The following is a 17,203-nucleotide window of genomic DNA, read 5'->3' as shown; positions in this document are numbered from 1 at the left end:
TGCTACTCATATGTGCGCAGCCACTTTCCCCTGTTGTAATACATGGAAATACACGAAAAAAAATTTTCCTTTCGAAAAAGGAAAATTTTCTTCTATATTAATGACTTTAAATACCGTTTATCTATCGCTGTTTCATGCGAAAGAGCTAACAAATATTCTTCTTGTGCTTTTTGTATTTCATCTACAATCGCACCTTGGTTATCCACTTCTTTTCCGAGCTCATCATACGTACGGTGAATAGCTTTTTGAATCATTGATAATTGGAAACTATCCATATCAGTTCCTCCTTTACGCATTACATAATAGCCAGTATATGCGCGCTGGAGGAGTTTTATACTATGAATTACGAGGTGGACGTTTTCCGAAGTATTGGTAGTAATCTGTACGGATAAATCCATTAAACAGTTTACGTTTCTTCGATGCATCTTTTCCGTAGCACTTCTCAAATGCTTCGTAACTTGTTAATACATATGCCGACCATGTGTCTAATGGACGGAATACTTGTCCCATTTCTTTATACAGTTGTTCAACAAGTGCTTTTTCACTTAAACGCTCTCCGTATGGAGGATTCGTTACAACATAGCCATAATCCTCTTTTGTTGTGAAATCTTTTACTTGCATTTGTTTAAATGTAATTAAATCACCTAAACCTACTTCTTCTGCGTTATCTTGAGCAACTCGAATCATACGATGATCAATATCTGATCCAATGATTTGCAATGGTTGATCATAGTTCGCTAAATCTTCTGCTTCTTGACGAGCTTCACGCCAGTTTTGTTTACCAACCCAGCCCCACTCATCCGATGCAAAACCACGGTTAAAACCTGGTGCGATATTTTGTCCAATTAATGCTGCTTCAATCGGAATTGTACCTGATCCACAGAAAGGATCCACGAAAGGACGATCTGGCTTCCAGTTTGTTAATTTAATTAAAGACGCAGCTAATGTTTCTTTTAAAGGAGCTTCCCCTTGATCCACACGATATCCACGTTTATGAAGTCCAACACCGCTCGCATCGATTGTTAATGTTGCGATATCTTTTAACATTGCAATCTCAATACGGAATAACGGGCCATCTTCTTCAAACCAAGTTGTACGTTTATATGTTGTTTTTAATTTTTCAACGACAGCCTTTTTAACGATACGCTGGCAATCCGAAACACTGAATAACTCAGATTTTAAAGATTTACCGATAACAGGGAACTCACCGTTCTCTGGAATATAATCTCCCCAGTTTAATGCTTTTGTTTTCTCAAACAGCTCATCAAATGTTGTCGCTTTAAATTCGCCAACTTTAATTTTCACACGGTCCGCAGTACGTAACCATAAATTCGTGCGACAAATCGCCTTTTCATCTGCTTCAAATGTTACTTTGCTGTTTTCTACTTGGCATTCATAACCTAGATCACGAACTTCTCGGGCAACTAAAGCTTCAATACCCATTGCCGCTGTTGCGATTAAAGTAACTTTTCCCATTTGCATTCACCTCTTATGTATATTCAAACAATAATTAATAGCCATTTCTCCTATTAATTATTACATTTTACGAAGAATTTTCTCATTAACCATTTTAACTCATCATTTATAACTTCATACAAATAAAAAGCCCTCCTCTAACAAAGGAGAGCTGAGTTATTTCATAGTTGGTTCATAACGTTCTGTAAGCCATGTTCTGTTCCTTTGTACTGCAAACGGCCCACGCCTCGTACTCCGGTGGCAATCATCTATCTACAGGTTATACAACCTGTCCTTTCCCATCGTTCATTTCCTTGGAAAAGATTCCCCTACCATTATTTGGGTTTCTCGCTCGTGGGGTTTACCTCGTTCCACTCCTATCATTTCTTCAAGGACTTCGTCACTGTGGCACTTTAAAGGTAGTCAAACCATATCCGAAAGGACTTAGGTTTTTTCCCTGCCGTTAAACCAGCCTTACAGCCAGAATACCCTAGCTTATGAATTGGCTAGGCACGAACACTACAGCCATCTCAGGCCGTGCGAGCATGGACTTTCCTCTACAACGTTGGCGTTGCAGCGATTACCCAAACGTTATGACATCCATTAGTATAGTGGAAACAAAAAGATTTTGCAATGTTTTTTTCTATGTAAAATGCTGTAACCTTTTTATCACCAGAAATTATTCGTATAACTTACTTCCAAATACAGCTTTTTCTAAATTCGATAAACGTTTTAAAATGTCCGTATTCGTGTTGTTATATACTGGTTGTGCAACTGGTGTTTGTACAACTGGTTGTTGTGGAACTTGCGTTGCTGCTAGCTTTTGCTCTTCTAATTCACGCTTTAAACGAGCATTTTGTTGCTTTAATTGTTCAAATTCCTTGTGAAAAGCTTCATAATCTTTAATGATCATATCAAGAAACTTGTCTACTTCTTCTTGTTGATAACCTCTCATACCTGTTTTAAATTCTTTTTCTAAAATATCTTTCGCCGTTAATTTAATTTTATCCGAAATCATTTTCTTCACCTCAAATTTTTGCCAAAACTTTCATTAACTAAATTTTTTCAGAAACAATGCTTTTTGTCAATCATATATACGAGTACTATATTACATATTACTCAGCATTATTCCACTGTTCCTCTTCTATTATATCTTGTAAATCGGAAAAAAGAATGAAATAACTGTGATAATTTTCTATTTCTCCTTTTTTCTTTGCTGCTTCTACAATATATTTAGGACTCCCTGGTTTTTCTTCATCATATACAGCTAAAAGCGCATCACTTTTTTCAATAAAAAATTGATTTTTTAATTTAAATTGCTCTGGGCTTTCGTACTTACGTTTCGTGATACTATCAACATGGTCTGCTTGAGAGAGAATAAATTCGTAATATTCACGGTTATCTTCCTTCCAACCTTCTTCTTGTTCTAAAAATGGAGTAAATACCGCTAATTTTAAATCTGGATATTCTACTTGTATTTCAAAAACAACTTCAGCAGCCCATAATTCTACACCTAACTGGCCACTTATTATAACCCACTCTAAACCATCTTCTACAAAAGCAATTAATTTACGACGCAACGCCTTTTTTATACATTCTACTCCTGGATGATCATTTTTAAATATTCCAAGTTCAAAGGGCTTATAGCCTGTTACTGCAATAACTTTCATATCAACACTCCAATTACAAAAAAAGAACTAGCATTTCGCTAGTTCTAACATATCATTTACTTTTTAAATATTCCACCAACGTTTGGTCCAATATTCGGACCTACTGGTGATACATTGTTTGGTAAAAATGGTGATACATTTGGTCCTGGTCCAAACGGCGATACATTTGGTCCTGGTCCGAATGGGGATATTTGATGACCGTGGTGGTGGTGATGATGACCATGGCCACATGGTCCACATCCGCCGAATCCTGGATCGATTGGGTCCACAACATTTACATTTGAATTTGTTTGCGGGAAGAAGTTTTGGTTTTTAATTTGTTGATGATGTACATGTGTTGTATGCGTCGGGAAAATGTGTGGCACCACCGTTGTTGAAAAAGAATGTGTTACGCATTGTTTCGTCGGATGAATGACAGGAGCAGTTGTACAAATAGGTCCTGTAGGCTTATGCCCTCCAAAGCAAGGATGACAATGATGCATAGTTTTTCTCTCCTCTCTCATAAAAAAAATCTGATTACACTTTACAGTATGAGAAAAGAGGGTAAGCCGCTTGTTATATATACCCATTTATTCTAAGGAAATTTGTCTAGTCTTTGATTTTCTATCCAATGCTTTTTATAGACAAACCTTTGACATTACTTACCAAAAAAGCCTCCCACTTGCTTTACAATACCTGTCACTTGATTCATCGCATTCATCATTTGTCCAGCTGTATTCATCATTTTATTTACATCATAGTTACCATCTGAATTTTTAAATTGGGAAACAAAACTAGAAAATTGACTTGGTTGCTGCTGTTGCTTTTGTTTATTTTGTGTCGGATACGGTTGTTTTGGTGGATAAAACATCGCTTGTTGATTGCCATAGGGAGATGGTGGTGGCATATAGTATTGTGAATTTATATAAGGTTGCGGTTGTTGATTCATATACGGTTGCTGCGGTTGATTCATAAACGATACTTCAAATGGCTGGTAATAATTTTGATTTCCATAATGAGGCTCGAAAGGATACATATTATAACGTAAATATGTATCCGTATTATATTGGTACATATTTTGCTGTGCATATGGATTAGATTGCAGATATACGTTAGATTGTTGAAACATGCATTCTCTCCTCCTTCACATAAGTTTCTACATATATAATATGTACTTGTAAAATAATCTGTGTGACGGAGTATGTGTCTATTTTTGTCGGAAGTTTAAATTTTTAAAAAATTATAAAAGAAAACCCTTCCATGCTATGATAAAAAAGAAGAAGATTCTCATGGGGGAGGAATCAACATGGTATTAGGGGATTTAAAACAAGCGTTTTCTCAAAAAAAGGGGTATTACACAGAGAATGTAAATGAATTGTTAGACTTTGCGAGACATTGGTATCTCGAAGGGAAAATATGTATTTCAGATTACCGAACAGTAATAAAAGAACTAGAAATAAACGGGGCAACAAAACCTACAACAGTGACAGAAGCATAAAAAACAAGAGGGTTTCCCCTCTTGTTACCTACATTGCTCAATTATATTTTGCAAAGTATACGAAATGGCTTGATGCGTTTCAAAGAATCGCTTACCTTTACCTTTATTTACAAAGCATTGCAACACATTTGTTTGTAAATTATCATACACTTGATCAATTTGCTGTACATGTATATACTTCGGTTTTTCTTCCTTAATCCATTCATAAGCTAATTCTTTCCACACTTTTAATTCCTCATCTACCATATCTACAAACGGTTTCATATCCTTATAAAAATCGTATTCAATCATTTCTCTTTTTTTCACATTTGCTTCATTATTATGTTGCATAAGTTTTTCCGAAGACTTTATTAATGCTTCATACTTCATTTTATTCCCACCTTATTATGCACTCACTACGACGTTTTGAAATGCCTTCACCCAATTCCCTTTTTCTTCGTGATGCACTAATTTATTTTCCATATGCTCAATATGCATTTCTGTTATTTCTATCTTGTTGCATATTTTTTCACTCTTATCCTTTAATGCATGATTCATTCTAATCCCTATATTCATTTCCAGCAAATCGAGAGAACTTAACATTTGATCCATTGTTTTCATTACATCTTCCTTCTGAACCATCGCCATATACAAAACGCCTCCTTCTTTGCTTTTCCTTTGTCATGTAATTTCGCCGAATGATTCTTCACTCCTGCCCACATGACAAAACTAGTTGTTATTCGTCAAAGAAATCATTTTGTATGTCATTTATAGAAATGGTAACAATACAAAAAGGAGGTGCATGAAAATGGCAAAGAACAAAAACGAAAAAAAGAAAAAACAAAATAAACAAAATAAACCCGAAACTGGCAATCCAAAATTAGATGGTCCAAACTTCCCTGCTACATAAAGTGAAACTTCCTTAATCTCTTATATTCATTACGTTTTGAGATTAAATGTTTAGCACGCATAGTAGGGTTACTTCACATTAAGAAGTCCCGTCTTCATTTATGAAGACGGGACTTCTTTTTTATTATATCACGAACTCATCTATCCTTTTAACAAAACGATTTACGGTGGAAGCAATATAGATTTGCTCCCTCTTTCTTTTATACCATTCCGTTATATCAACTTCACCCGTATACTCTTCTGGTAAAAATAGTTCATTTATTTCCGTATCTCTACAAAACCAATCTCTCATACTTATTTCATCATGTGCAACAGCAGGATAAACTTCTCTAAGAGCGGGTGTACAAGATTTTCTAGCTTCACTTACATAACATTCATAATCTGCTCTTGATCCTGTGTGTATTGTTTGCGCTGCAAATCTATGGAATAAGCTTTTGTAATTCGGATGGAACAGTAACGCTGCTAATTTCTTTCCTAGTTCTATACGCTTTTGTAACGTTTCAAATTGATAAACTGAAAAACCATACACCTTCCCTTCAACGGTTGGGAATATAACGGCACTAATATGAAGCATTTCTTGTAATTTAAAAAGGGCTGTATGGAATACATGTTTTTTAAAGTATGCATTCTCAATAACTGGTTTTTGAATTTTATTTTGTTCATTTATAATAAGCGCTGTCATAAGTCTATTTATATCTTTTTTCTCCCAAAAATACATCCATTCTTTTTCCATAAAAATGGATACGTTAAAATATTGTAACAAATGGAATAGTGGGATCTGCCTCCTCTTACTTTCTTCGTATAACAACAGCTGAGGAAATACATCTAAAAAAATAATCCAATTCGCTTCTTCATAAGTCAAAAACAAATGTTTTTTTACTGTTTGAGGTAAAACAGTAGCATAATACCTCCCTTGTAAATCAGTCATATTCCACCCCGCATTTCTCGAGACCATACTCGCTAAAAAAGCCCACCTAATTTCACTATTTCTTACATAATAATCTTGATAAGACTGCGTTCGAGAAACGTTGTCCCTATTAGCTATTTCTATTTCCTTCTTAATGTTGTAAACGATTGCTTTTTCTCCTTCTGTACAGACCGTATTTTTACGATGTTGTTTAATTTTTTCATAATCATTCCATGTAAACATGAATAAGTCATCATACCTTTCTTGAAAAAGGTCACATCTTTTTTCATTTTTTGTTATAATCACCTTTGTAAGTAATTCTTAGCAAGTTGGGAGTGGACACACTATGACCATTCGTTACCCAAATGGAAAACGGTACAATCAAGCTTCACAACCTCATAAAACACCAATTAAAAAACATACTTATAGTAACAGAGGTATGTCCCTTGAAGAGGAATTGAATGAAACGAATGAATATTACTTAACCCATAATATTGCATGCGTACATAAAAAACCTACCCCTCTTCAAATTGTAAAAGTAGATTACCCCGCTCGAAGTGCTGCAGTGGTAAAAGAAGCGTATTTTAAACAACCTTCTACAACAGATTACAACGGTGTATATAAAGGGAAATACATCGATTTTGAAGCGAAAGAAACAAAAAATAAAACGAGTTTTCCACTTCAAAACTTCCACCTTCATCAAATTGAGCATATGAAGCAAGTAATCGCTCATAATGGAATTGCATTTGTTATTATTAAATTTACACTTTTTGATGAACTTTATTTATTAGATGCAAAACATATTATTGCATTTTGGAATCGTCAAAATACAGGTGGAAGAAAATCGATTACGAAAGAAGAAATAGAAGAGCATGGATCTTTATTATCATGCGGTTATCACCCTCGGATTGATTATATCCGTGTACTAGACACGGTTTATTTTTCGTGATAGAGTCATCACTAAGGCTCTTTTTTCGACTTTTGGGGAGAGAATGAAAGGTAGGAGAAAGTATAATGTCAGATAATTATCGTTCTCGTACAGAACGAAATCATGTAAAAAATCAAAAGCAAGAAACAAATACAGAGAAAAAACCAAAGAAAAAAGGCTCCTTTTTTAAAAAATTCCTTATAGGTTGTCTACTTCTTGGTATCGTTGGTCTTGTAGCTGGCGTTTCCGCTTTCTTTGTTATGGTGAAGGATGCTCCAAAATTAGACAAATCAAAACTCGTCAATCCTTTATCAACAAAGTTTCTTGATAAAGATGGGAACTTTTTCTATGAATACGGTGCTGAAAAACGAACCCACGTTACGTATGATCAAATTCCAAAAGTAGTTGAAAATGCATTCCTTGCAACTGAGGACTCACGTTTCTATGATCATAATGGTATTGATTTTAAACGAACTACAAAAGCAGTTATGGAAAATGTCACTGGAGGTTTCGGATCTCAAGGTGGTAGTACGATTACACAACAAGTAGTCAAAAACTATTTTCTAACGATGGACAAAACTGCAAAGAGAAAAGTACAAGAATGGTACCTATCTTACAAATTAGAGCAACAATACTCTAAACATGAGATTTTAGAAATGTACTTAAATAAGATTAATTTAGGTAACCGTTCATATGGTATTGCGACAGCAGCGCAAAAATATTATGGTAAAGATTTAAAAGACTTACAGTTACATGAAGCTGCTATGCTCGCTGGTTTACCCCAAGGTCCAAACATTTATGATCCAACGAAAAAGGAAAATGTTGAACGAGCAACAAATCGTCGTAATGTCGTATTGTCATTAATGAATCGACATGGTTATATAACAAAAGAAGAAATGAATAATGCAGTTAAGATTCCAGTAACAGAGGGTCTTCAACCGTCTTCAGAAATAACTGAGATGAAGTATCAAGCATTTTTAGATGCGGTTGTAAAAGAAGTTGAAAAAGAATATCCTGATGTAAATATTGGTTCAGATGGTTTAACGATTCATACAACACTTGATCAAGATGCTCAAGATTATGCTGAAAAAATTATGGATGGCAATCTTATTAAGTATCCGAATGATCAATTCCAAGGATCGTTCGTATTTATGGATACACAATCTGGTGAAGTTCGAGCAATTGGAGCTGGGCGTAAAGGAAGTAAGTCTACTTTCAAAGGTCATAATATGGCCACCGATTTAAAACGCCAAGTCGGTTCAACAATGAAACCAATTTTTGACTACGGCCCAGCAATTGAAAATTTACAATGGTCTACATACCATCAATTAAATGACTCAGAGTATACGTATTCCAATGGTAAAAAGATACGAAATGCAACAAATAGTTACAAAGGTGACGTTTCACTACGTGAAGCTTTGAAAAAGTCATTAAACATCCCAGCTTTAAAAACAGCCCAAGCGGTTGGTCTTCCTAAGTCACAAGCGTTTGCTGAAGGTTTAGGTATGACATTTAAAGACGGCAAAACATTTGAATCAACAGCAATTGGTAGTAACGATAGTTCTCCATTACAAGTAGCAGGTGCATATGCAGCCTTTGGTAATGGTGGGAACTACAATAAACCGCATTTCGTAAAAGAAGTTACCTTCCCAGATGGGAAAAAGAAAAGTTTTAAACCGAAAGAACAACGTGCGATGCAAGACTACACAGCTTACATGGTGACTGACGTTCTTCGTGACGTCGTAAAACCTGGTTCTGGCGGTACTGGTCCAACAGCATACGTTTCAGGTGTTGATGTTGCCGGTAAAACAGGAACACAAAACTTTGATGAAGACGTTATAAAAAAATATGGTATACCAGCTGATGCAAACAGAGATAGTTGGTTCGCTGGATATACACCGCAATATACAATGGCAGTATGGACTGGTTACGAAAAAAACGGCCCAGAAAACTACATTAGTGATCGTTATACTAGAATTGCACAGCAAATGTTCCAAATAATGATGAGCAAATTTGCTACAGATAAATCCCGTTTCGAACGTCCTTCTTCTGTACAAGAAATAAACGGAGAGTTATATGTAAAAGGTGCGAAGAAAGATGCAATTAAACAAATTAAAGTAGATGCACCTAGTGGTCTTAATGTCACTTTCGATGGCGCTAGCACAGTTACACTAAACTGGTCTGGACCAGCAGAAGTTGATGCGTATGCAGCAAGCTATAAAGCGACTGACGGTTCAAGTGGTAGTTTATCAGTAAAAGGTACGACAGCTACTCTTGGTGGTATTAAACCAGGCGTTACTTACAGCTTCTCTGTAGTAGCGAAAAAAGGTACTGGAACAAGCCCTGCAGTTGGAGCATCCTTCACTGCGCCTGGCGGAACTCCAGACGCGAAGAAAGCCGAAGAAGAAGCTAAGAAGAAGGCTGAAGAAGAAGCTAAGAAAAAAGCTGATGAGGAAGCTCAGAAAAAGGCCAATGAAGATAAATTAAAACAAGAAGAAGCTACTAAAAAAGCTGAAGAAGAAGCTAAAAAACAACAAGAACAACAACGTAAACAACAAGAAGAAGCTCAAAAGAAAGCTGATGAGGAAGCTAGAAAAAAAGCTGAAGAAGAAGCTAAGAAACAGCAAGAAGAGGCTCAAAAGAAAGCTGATGAGGAAGCTAGAAAAAAAGCTGAAGAAGAAGCTAAGAAACAACAAGAGCAACAGCATCAGCAAGAACAACAACAAAATACCGGAGGAGATACACCTCACGCAGACGGAAATGTTGTTACAACAGAGTCTTAATACAAAAAAAGAAGTCCTTTCTCTTAACGAGAACAGGACTTCTTTTTTGTTATCATTTTCTTTACATATAGCTTTTCTATTTCAATATACAACTGCGCTAACTGAATATAAGAATGATAATTATTCGGTTTCTTTATAATGAACGAATATCGCTCTATAAAATTAACTGGTTGCACTTCCAATTCACTCGTAAAATCTTCTATTTTATTCAAACTATGAACAGGTTGCTCATTTAGCCAATATACAATTGATAATAAATGTGCTGCAAAAAGAATCATCGGACCTTCAGCTTCTTGTTTCTTTCTGTTTCGAAATAAAGTAGCAATGTCCTCATGCTTATTTTTCCATACATTCAACATTACAGGAATACTGTTTTCAATTTCATTCCACGGCTCATATTGTCTTTCCATATCATATATAAAATAAGTCTTTTGTATTGTTTCTTCAAATGACTGTTCTGTATAATACGCAATCGAATTTATACTTTCTTTAAAAAATGGTAAGCACCGAAATTCTCTCGGTATTTCTATCACTCGCTCCATCCTTTATTTCCCCTTCATTCGCTTCTTTCCTTCTCGACATACTTCTAGTAAAGGGCACTCTTCACATTGTGGTCGCTGCGCTTTACAGTGATAACGTCCAAAGAAAATCATACGGTGATGTGTAACGCTCCATTCATCCATCGGAATTTTCTTCATTAATGTCTTTTCTACTTCTAACACCGAATCTTTCCACCTACAAAACGCTAACCGTTTACTCACTCTCTCTACATGCGTATCAACAGCAATTGCCGGAATACCAAACGCTACCGAAACAACTACGTTTGCTGTTTTTCGACCTACTCCTGGTAACTTCGTAAGCTCATCTCGATCTTTCGGCACTTCCCCATTGTAATCATCTAATAACATTCTGCACAATTTTTGAATGTTTTTTGCTTTATTTCTATACAATCCAATAGAACGTATATCTTGTTGTAATTCTTCTAGAGAAACACTTAAATAATCTTCTGGTGTTTTATATTTTTGAAATAAATTTTTCGTCACTTTATTTACAAGTGCATCTGTACATTGTGCAGATAACGCTACCGCTATTACTAGTTCAAACGGATTATCATGAATTAATTCACAATGTGCTTCTGGATACATATCCGCCATTGTGTCTAAACAATAGCGAATTTGCGTTTTATTTAACATATACTTCCTCCTACATTACTGCTCCAACCAATTATAAAAAGGCACTTTTCCAGTAAATTTCGTCTCTTGTTTTGTCGTTTGCTGCGCTCGTTGTTGATTTGCTCTAAATTTCCGTCCTTGGTTTAGGGCTTGATCTACTGTTTTAATACCATTCTTTTTCCATTCAAATAAAATACGATCAATATATCGGAAATTAAGCTTACCACTCATTACAGCTTCCCTGAGGGCCGCTTGAATTAAATTCGGATGATGTTGATCTTGATCTTCCCACATTCCCAACGTTTCACATTCAAATGGAGAAAGTGGTCTTCCAAATTCTTTTTCAAATACTGTATATAAATTTACTTGCAATTGTTTTATTTCTTTTTGTTCTTCCTCTATTGATTCATTCATTAAGAAATGCAATATTTTTTCCCATAGCGGTTGTAAAGAATAACTTTCACACATCATCGCTTCTGATTTTTGTCCACCTTCTAGTGATAAAAAACCTTTTTGAATCAATGCCTGAATGACTTCCATACATTTCATTTCGGTAATCGTCATCCGTTCTGAAATCTCTGACGGAGTCGGAAACGAATTGCCCGATTCTAAAAATGTATGTACATGAAGTACAACCATAAATTCCGTTTCATTTAACCCTAATTTTTTATAATGCATCATAAGTAATTTTGGAATTGCAATGCTTCCCTGCTCAAACCACTGTAACATCATTTTCTTTTTCATCACCAAACACCTCGCTCTCTAGTATAACACACCTTTCGCTATTTCTTTTTGCCACAATTCGTCAAAAAAACCTCCCTATTATGTAGGAAGGTTTTTGTATTACATTAATAAAATATACAATTAAGCTTGCACTTTACTTTTCATAAACGTGTGAATACGTTCTAATGCTTTCTCCACTTGTTCAAGAGATGTCGCATATGATAAACGAACGTTATTTGGAGCACCAAATCCTGTACCTGGTACAAGAGCTACTTTTTCCTCTTCTAATAGAGCTTTTGCCCAATCATCAACAGTTTCGTATCCTGATAAAGCTACTGCTTCTTTTACATTAGGGAATAAGTAAAATGCACCTTGTGGTTTAATGCAAGTAAAGCCAGGGATTTGAATTAATTTATCATAAATAATGTTTAATCTCTCTTCAAATGCTTGACGCATTGTTTCTACAGGTTCTTGTGAGCCTGCATATGCCGCGATTGCGCCGTATTGAGCGATTGAAGTAGGGTTTGACGTACTATGACTCGCTAAGTTCGTCATCGCTTTAATAAGCTGCTTATTTCCTGCTGCATATCCAATACGCCATCCTGTCATAGAATGAGATTTAGATACACCATTAATAATAAGTGTTTGTTCTTTTAATGCATTAGAAAGCTGGGCAACCGAAGTATATTCTGCTCCACCATAAATTAATTTCTCATAAATTTCATCTGAAACGATTAAAATATTGTGTTCTAAACATACTTCTCCAAGCTGTTGTAATTCTTCTTTGCTGTAAATCATTCCTGTTGGATTGCTCGGTGAATTAATAATAACTGCTTTCGTTTTCTCTGTAATTGCCTCACGCAGCTGCTTCGCTGTAATTTTGTATTCATTATCTTCAAGGCCTTCTACATAAACTGGCTTACCACCAGCAAGCTTTACTTGTTCCGGATAACTTACCCAGTATGGCGTAGGGATGATAACTTCATCACCTTCATCAAGTAACACTTGGAATAATGTATATAATGCATGCTTTGCGCCGTTACATACAATAATTTCAGACGGATCATACGCAATTCCTTGATCGCGAGTAAACTTCTTCACAATTTCTTGTTTTAACGCTTGTAACCCACCTGTTGGTGTATACTTCGTATGTCCTTCTAACATCGCTTTATGTGCAGCATCCATAATATGTTCTGGCGTATTAAAGTCAGGTTCTCCTGCCCCTAATCCAATCACATCATGACCTTCTGCTTTTAATGCTTGTGCCTTTGCTGTAATCTCTAAAGTTGCAGATGGTGTTAAAGCAGCTACTCGCTTTGCTAATTTCATTTGTAGTTCCCCCTACATCTATTTTTCAATGCTGTATCGTCGTAAAAACTTCCCATCTTTAAATGCAAGATAGTAATAACTATAACGATTTTCATCATCAATATATGTAACTTCCCATAATGGTATATTGTTTTCAAAGCCTAATTTTATTTTTAAAATTTCTTTAGGCTTACTTTTGTGCTCTTTACTGTCATCTCCGACTTGTTCAATCGTTCTTTGTAAAGCCTCTTTTTCAGAAATACCTTCACTCTTTTTCCTTACTATAGTTTCCCCTTTTTTCTCAGGCACCCAAACGATAAGTTGTTCTCCTTTTTCATCTGTACCTTGCACGACAGTATATGAAGATTCTCCGTTATAATAATCCACAGATTTTACTTTTATAAGCTTTGCTTTTTCTTTTGCAATTTCTACAGATTTTGCCTCTTTAGGGATTTTCTTTTCCATTGCTTTATTATAAACATACGCCCCATATATTCCGCTAGCAACGATTACGATAACGATTGCAAAGATCCACTTTTTCATTGTATCACTACGTTCTGTAAATCGTAAATACAGCTGTTTCTTTATCTTTTTCGTCTAATGCTAATCCGAACATGAGGTCCTGCTCTTTTAACGTACGATTCAAACTATCAACGATTTTATACAAGTCAGACGAATATTTAATACGCGTCGTTGATAGGACTTCGATTTTCTTATCCATGAAAAAACTCCTCCGTTACACAAAAATTTCTAATTATAGAAGAACGCAATGCGGTTACAATAAGAGTACATTCTTTACAACCCCTGCTTCATCACCCATCTATTATAGCAGGACATGTACAGCAAAAAAAGGTTTCAAGTCGAAAACCAATACATTTTGTATACAAGAAGTAAGAAAAATAAAATTCCTCCTACCCACATTTTTTACGCCTGAAGTGTAAACGTACTTCAGGCGTATTTTTCTTCCAATTTTATTCAGTTGGCTGTTCTTTTAATTGCTCTAACAATTCTTCTAGAGGACCTTCATAGAGCGGGACAGTTGGGATTGATTGTAAAAATCGTTTTCCATAGGAAGCACTCGTCAAACGACGATCTAATACAAATACTGTTCCGGTATCTGTACTTGTTCTAATAAGACGACCAAATCCCTGTTTGAAACGCAGTATTGCTTGCGGAAGTGCTAACTTGGCGAATACGTCTTCACCTTGATTTTTTAACCACTCTCCTTTCGCTTCCATCATCGGTTGATGAGGAGGCGTAAAGGGAAGGCGGACAATAACAAGACAGCTAAGGGCATCTCCAGGTATATCTATCCCTTCCCAAAAACTACTTGTTCCTAATAAAATTGATTTATCGAACTCTTGAAACTTACGAATGAGACGACTTCTGCTCTTATTATTCACACTTTGCGTTAATAATAAATAACCTTCTAATTCCTCATCATTTTTCAAATTCTTATACGCTTCTTTCAACATTTCATACGAAGTGAACAAAACAAGCATTCTACCTTCTGTAGCTTTCGCTATTTTTGCAATATGAGCCGACACAGATTCAATATATTCTTCATTACTTGCTTGCTTAATAAAGGGCACATCCGTTGAAACCATTAATTTCATCTGTTCTTCAAAATGGAATGGTGATGGGACCTGTAATGTATTTGGAGCAAAATCATGTAAGCCTAGCTCTTCTTTTATATAGTCAAATGAATCGTTTACTGTGAGCGTTGCTGATGTGAAAATAACACTCTTTTTCTCTGTTAAAAATTCATCAGCAAATCTTTCACCAATATGAACAGGTTGTCCATATAAAACAGTTGAATGAATGGTTCCCTTCGTTTCAGTTTCCATCCATGTCACATATGAATTTTTTTCTAAAATGAGTACTTGTAAAGAATGCGCCATCTTTCTCAACAACTCAATTAAATGCATAAATTCACCTGTAACAACATGCATTTCCCATTCTAATTTACTTTGCAATATATCAACTTGCTTCTCAAGTGTAGAGAGTAATTTTCTTACATCATATACAAAGCGATTTGTTAACTCGGTAATACTATCCCATAACTTACCTTTCTCTACTTCCGTGTTATATCGATAAATGAGTGGCATATTGCTTATCCCTTGTTCCTGCTTTGTTTGTTTAAAGATGAATGCACGTAACATTTGGAATAGCTCATCCGCATCAAATTTCAATTCCTTCAAACTATGACTTACCATGCGGAAAGTAGAACGGGAGGCTTGCTCTGATTTTTTCATCATTTTATATACTTTAGAAAGTACATCATCTGTTTCTAGCGTACCAAGACGAGATAAAACTAGCTGGAAATACATACAGGAGAACTGTTCACCTAATGTTCTACTCGCTGCTTCCTCGATATGATGAGCCTCATCAAAAATAATATGTTCACATGAAGCAAACAGTGGTTCTTCACTTGAAAAATCTTGAAATAATAACGCATGATTTGTAATAACGATATCTGCAAATAATGCTCTATTCTTTGCTCGTTGATAAAAACAACGACTAAACCAGTTGCTTTGCATCCCACCCGGACTATGTACATCACTACAAATCCGGTTCCAAAGTAACTTTCCGCCCTCAGGAATATTTAATTCATCACGATCGCCCGTTTCCGTTTGCAATAACCACACTAAAATTTTTGCCTTCGTGAGCGCCATATCATAATTCTTCTCTTCTTCTTGCAAAGCATATTCAAATTTATGTAGACAAAGATAATGCTTTCTTCCTTTCAGAAGAGCTACTTCAAATGAAAATGGCATTATTTTCTGTAATAATGGAATTTCTTTTTCTAGTATTTGTTGCTGCAGTTGTACAGTTTGGGTACTTATGATGACAGGTTCTTCTTTTTTCTTTGCAAAATAAATACTTGGAAGCAAATATGCAAGAGTCTTTCCTGTTCCTGTTCCTGCTTCAATTAGTGAAAACCTAGAATCTCTTAGCGCTGTATATATTTCCTTCATCATACTCTGTTGGCTTTCTCTTTTTTCAAAATTTGGCATATTCGACTCAAGTTTATCAATTGTCTTATGCAAGAAAGCATCAAATTTAAATGCACATGTTTCACTTAAGTTTAAAGAATAATTCCGTTTTCGAAGGGCAATATTTCGATACACTTCATATCCCTCTGCTCCTTTTTTACCGTGCATCATTTTCTTTAAAATATTTTCAGAAAGCACATCCGCTATATCACTTTGAAACACATCACTCAATTCATAAAGCGATTGCAAGGTGACAAGGGGTAACTTCTCAATTTCATTTAAAAATTGTAAAAACAATTCCGCTGTTGCAAGAGCATCACTATCCGCACGATGCGGTTGATCATGCTCTAATTCGTGTTGTTTAGCTAAATCACGTAATTTATAACTATCAGCCGTTGGCAAAAGAATTTGCGCCAACTCAACTGTATCAACTTTTGGACAATGTATTTCTGTATATCCAGCCTGCCTTAATTCTTCCGTTAAAAAATTCCAATCAAAGTGAACGTTATGTGCAACGAAAGCTGCACCTTGTAATAGCTCAACAACCATAGGGGCTACATCTTCAAATAACGGGGCTTGCTTAACCATACTCTCATCAATCCCTGTTAACTCTGTAATAAATGGTGGAATCTCTCTCTTCGGATTAATAAAAGATGAAAAAATCTCTAATATCTCTCCATCTTCCACTACAACAGCTGCAATTTGGGTAATTTTATCTTTCCCATCCTTCCAGGAGTTCCCTGTCGTCTCTAAATCCACAACGACATAACGCTTACTCATATATGTAACACCTCAATTTCTTACCTATCAAACAAAAAATTATATAATGTTACTATACCACGTTTTATCTCATCTTAATGAAAAGATGCACAAAAAAGGCTATCTCCATAATAGAG

At 35.5% G+C, this 17,203-nt stretch carries 20 protein-coding genes and 1 other RNA gene; 4 read left to right on the top strand and 17 right to left on the bottom strand.

Annotation, left to right across the window (positions count from 1 at the left end; translation table 11 throughout):
• Positions 1–92 precede the first annotated feature (92 nt).
• From FH036_RS11980 to FH036_RS11950, 7 genes are all read right to left on the bottom strand, one after another.
• A complete protein-coding gene (locus FH036_RS11980; protein ID WP_000376892.1) occupies positions 93–275 on the bottom strand; it encodes a DUF3921 family protein in 183 nt (60 codons plus the stop codon).
• Between the two features lie 61 nt (positions 276–336).
• Entirely contained in the window at positions 337–1,476 is a 1,140-nt protein-coding gene (locus FH036_RS11975; protein ID WP_000521234.1) for a THUMP domain-containing class I SAM-dependent RNA methyltransferase, read from the bottom strand.
• A 180-nt stretch (positions 1,477–1,656) separates the two neighbouring features.
• An RNA gene (rnpB, locus tag FH036_RS11970) (RNase P RNA component class B) lies at positions 1,657–2,047 on the bottom strand.
• Positions 2,048–2,134: 87 nt separating this feature from the next.
• The gene (gene gpsB, locus FH036_RS11965; RefSeq protein ID WP_000622430.1) at positions 2,135–2,473 is read right to left on the bottom strand and encodes a cell division regulator GpsB; all 339 of its coding nucleotides are present in this window, start codon (positions 2,471–2,473) and stop codon (positions 2,135–2,137) included.
• Positions 2,474–2,570: 97 nt separating this feature from the next.
• Complete coding sequence (locus tag FH036_RS11960; protein WP_000862920.1) at positions 2,571–3,125, bottom strand: SLOG family protein; 555 nt, start codon at positions 3,123–3,125, stop codon at positions 2,571–2,573.
• 56 nt (positions 3,126–3,181) lie between these two features.
• The gene (locus FH036_RS11955) at positions 3,182–3,607 is read right to left on the bottom strand and encodes a CotD family spore coat protein (protein ID WP_000546265.1); all 426 of its coding nucleotides are present in this window, start codon (positions 3,605–3,607) and stop codon (positions 3,182–3,184) included.
• 155 nt (positions 3,608–3,762) lie between these two features.
• Positions 3,763–4,233 carry a YppG family protein gene (locus FH036_RS11950; protein ID WP_139895782.1) on the bottom strand — a complete coding sequence of 157 codons (471 nt, stop codon included), beginning with the start codon at positions 4,231–4,233 and terminating at the stop codon, positions 3,763–3,765.
• Positions 4,234–4,410: 177 nt separating this feature from the next.
• Here FH036_RS11950 and FH036_RS11945 point away from each other — a divergent pair, with 177 nt between their 5' ends.
• The gene (locus FH036_RS11945; RefSeq protein ID WP_000242664.1) at positions 4,411–4,602 is read left to right on the top strand and encodes a YppF family protein; all 192 of its coding nucleotides are present in this window, start codon (positions 4,411–4,413) and stop codon (positions 4,600–4,602) included.
• A 24-nt stretch (positions 4,603–4,626) separates the two neighbouring features.
• On the opposite strand, the gene FH036_RS11940 is transcribed toward FH036_RS11945, so the two are convergent.
• Entirely contained in the window at positions 4,627–4,971 is a 345-nt protein-coding gene (locus FH036_RS11940) for a YppE family protein (RefSeq protein ID WP_139895781.1), read from the bottom strand.
• Between the two features lie 15 nt (positions 4,972–4,986).
• Positions 4,987–5,229 (bottom strand): hypothetical protein, encoded by a 243-nt coding sequence (locus FH036_RS11935; protein WP_001252039.1) that lies wholly within the window; start codon positions 5,227–5,229, stop codon positions 4,987–4,989.
• A gap of 85 nt (positions 5,230–5,314) precedes the next feature.
• Here FH036_RS11935 and FH036_RS27105 point away from each other — a divergent pair, with 85 nt between their 5' ends.
• The gene (locus tag FH036_RS27105) at positions 5,315–5,491 is read left to right on the top strand and encodes a hypothetical protein (RefSeq protein ID WP_001982922.1); all 177 of its coding nucleotides are present in this window, start codon (positions 5,315–5,317) and stop codon (positions 5,489–5,491) included.
• 123 nt (positions 5,492–5,614) lie between these two features.
• Here FH036_RS27105 and FH036_RS11930 read toward each other — a convergent pair whose 3' ends face one another.
• Complete coding sequence (locus FH036_RS11930; RefSeq protein WP_139895780.1) at positions 5,615–6,640, bottom strand: DUF2515 domain-containing protein; 1,026 nt, start codon at positions 6,638–6,640, stop codon at positions 5,615–5,617.
• 103 nt (positions 6,641–6,743) lie between these two features.
• Here FH036_RS11930 and recU point away from each other — a divergent pair, with 103 nt between their 5' ends.
• Together recU and FH036_RS11920 are read left to right on the top strand one after the other, a co-directional pair.
• Positions 6,744–7,346, top strand: a complete 603-nt coding sequence (gene recU, locus FH036_RS11925) for a Holliday junction resolvase RecU (RefSeq protein ID WP_000155592.1) — start codon at positions 6,744–6,746, stop codon at positions 7,344–7,346.
• A 65-nt stretch (positions 7,347–7,411) separates the two neighbouring features.
• On the top strand, positions 7,412–10,108 hold the full coding sequence (locus FH036_RS11920; RefSeq protein ID WP_001283129.1) for a PBP1A family penicillin-binding protein: 2,697 nt from the start codon (positions 7,412–7,414) through the stop codon (positions 10,106–10,108).
• A gap of 23 nt (positions 10,109–10,131) precedes the next feature.
• Here the strand turns inward: FH036_RS11920 and FH036_RS11915 are convergent, their stop codons facing one another.
• From FH036_RS11915 to dinG, 7 genes are all read right to left on the bottom strand, one after another.
• The gene (locus FH036_RS11915) at positions 10,132–10,650 is read right to left on the bottom strand and encodes a YpoC family protein (RefSeq protein WP_000442681.1); all 519 of its coding nucleotides are present in this window, start codon (positions 10,648–10,650) and stop codon (positions 10,132–10,134) included.
• A gap of 3 nt (positions 10,651–10,653) precedes the next feature.
• Entirely contained in the window at positions 10,654–11,301 is a 648-nt protein-coding gene (nth, locus tag FH036_RS11910) for an endonuclease III (RefSeq protein WP_000933023.1), read from the bottom strand.
• A gap of 15 nt (positions 11,302–11,316) precedes the next feature.
• A complete protein-coding gene (gene dnaD / locus FH036_RS11905) occupies positions 11,317–12,024 on the bottom strand; it encodes a DNA replication protein DnaD (RefSeq protein WP_000728538.1) in 708 nt (235 codons plus the stop codon).
• A 120-nt stretch (positions 12,025–12,144) separates the two neighbouring features.
• Positions 12,145–13,332, bottom strand: a complete 1,188-nt coding sequence (aspB, locus tag FH036_RS11900) for an aspartate transaminase AspB (protein WP_000761548.1) — start codon at positions 13,330–13,332, stop codon at positions 12,145–12,147.
• 18 nt (positions 13,333–13,350) lie between these two features.
• Positions 13,351–13,854, bottom strand: a complete 504-nt coding sequence (locus FH036_RS11895; RefSeq protein ID WP_000758746.1) for a cell wall elongation regulator TseB-like domain-containing protein — start codon at positions 13,852–13,854, stop codon at positions 13,351–13,353.
• Between the two features lie 7 nt (positions 13,855–13,861).
• On the bottom strand, positions 13,862–14,032 hold the full coding sequence (locus FH036_RS11890) for a YpmA family protein (protein ID WP_000358352.1): 171 nt from the start codon (positions 14,030–14,032) through the stop codon (positions 13,862–13,864).
• A 250-nt stretch (positions 14,033–14,282) separates the two neighbouring features.
• Entirely contained in the window at positions 14,283–17,087 is a 2,805-nt protein-coding gene (dinG, locus tag FH036_RS11885; protein ID WP_139895779.1) for an ATP-dependent DNA helicase DinG, read from the bottom strand.
• Positions 17,088–17,203 lie beyond the last annotated feature (116 nt).

This window comes from Bacillus sp. CD3-5 (assembly GCF_006349665.1).
Lineage (GTDB): Bacteria > Bacillota > Bacilli > Bacillales > Bacillaceae_G > Bacillus_A > Bacillus_A paranthracis.
This window is presented reverse-complemented; position numbering and strand designations above follow the sequence as displayed.

Bases quoted from the DNA above. Each gene is read 5' to 3' on its own strand.
- FH036_RS11930 (WP_139895780.1), bottom strand. From the start codon at position 6,640: ATGTTTACATGGAATGATTATGAAAAAATTAAACAACATCGTAAAAAT.
- FH036_RS11895 (WP_000758746.1), bottom strand. From the start codon at position 13,854: ATGAAAAAGTGGATCTTTGCAATCGTTATCGTAATCGTTGCTAGCGGA.
- FH036_RS11920 (WP_001283129.1), top strand. From the start codon at position 7,412: ATGTCAGATAATTATCGTTCTCGTACAGAACGAAATCATGTAAAAAAT.
- FH036_RS11915 (WP_000442681.1), bottom strand. From the start codon at position 10,650: ATGGAGCGAGTGATAGAAATACCGAGAGAATTTCGGTGCTTACCATTT.
- gpsB (WP_000622430.1), bottom strand. From the start codon at position 2,473: ATGATTTCGGATAAAATTAAATTAACGGCGAAAGATATTTTAGAAAAA.
- FH036_RS11980 (WP_000376892.1), bottom strand. From the start codon at position 275: ATGGATAGTTTCCAATTATCAATGATTCAAAAAGCTATTCACCGTACG.
- FH036_RS11950 (WP_139895782.1), bottom strand. From the start codon at position 4,233: ATGTTTCAACAATCTAACGTATATCTGCAATCTAATCCATATGCACAG.
- FH036_RS11890 (WP_000358352.1), bottom strand. From the start codon at position 14,032: ATGGATAAGAAAATCGAAGTCCTATCAACGACGCGTATTAAATATTCG.
- FH036_RS11960 (WP_000862920.1), bottom strand. From the start codon at position 3,125: ATGAAAGTTATTGCAGTAACAGGCTATAAGCCCTTTGAACTTGGAATA.
- aspB (WP_000761548.1), bottom strand. From the start codon at position 13,332: ATGAAATTAGCAAAGCGAGTAGCTGCTTTAACACCATCTGCAACTTTA.
- dinG (WP_139895779.1), bottom strand. From the start codon at position 17,087: ATGAGTAAGCGTTATGTCGTTGTGGATTTAGAGACGACAGGGAACTCC.
- nth (WP_000933023.1), bottom strand. From the start codon at position 11,301: ATGTTAAATAAAACGCAAATTCGCTATTGTTTAGACACAATGGCGGAT.
- FH036_RS11940 (WP_139895781.1), bottom strand. From the start codon at position 4,971: ATGAAGTATGAAGCATTAATAAAGTCTTCGGAAAAACTTATGCAACAT.
- recU (WP_000155592.1), top strand. From the start codon at position 6,744: ATGACCATTCGTTACCCAAATGGAAAACGGTACAATCAAGCTTCACAA.
- FH036_RS11955 (WP_000546265.1), bottom strand. From the start codon at position 3,607: ATGCATCATTGTCATCCTTGCTTTGGAGGGCATAAGCCTACAGGACCT.
- FH036_RS11945 (WP_000242664.1), top strand. From the start codon at position 4,411: ATGGTATTAGGGGATTTAAAACAAGCGTTTTCTCAAAAAAAGGGGTAT.
- FH036_RS11975 (WP_000521234.1), bottom strand. From the start codon at position 1,476: ATGGGAAAAGTTACTTTAATCGCAACAGCGGCAATGGGTATTGAAGCT.
- FH036_RS11935 (WP_001252039.1), bottom strand. From the start codon at position 5,229: ATGGCGATGGTTCAGAAGGAAGATGTAATGAAAACAATGGATCAAATG.
- dnaD (WP_000728538.1), bottom strand. From the start codon at position 12,024: ATGAAAAAGAAAATGATGTTACAGTGGTTTGAGCAGGGAAGCATTGCA.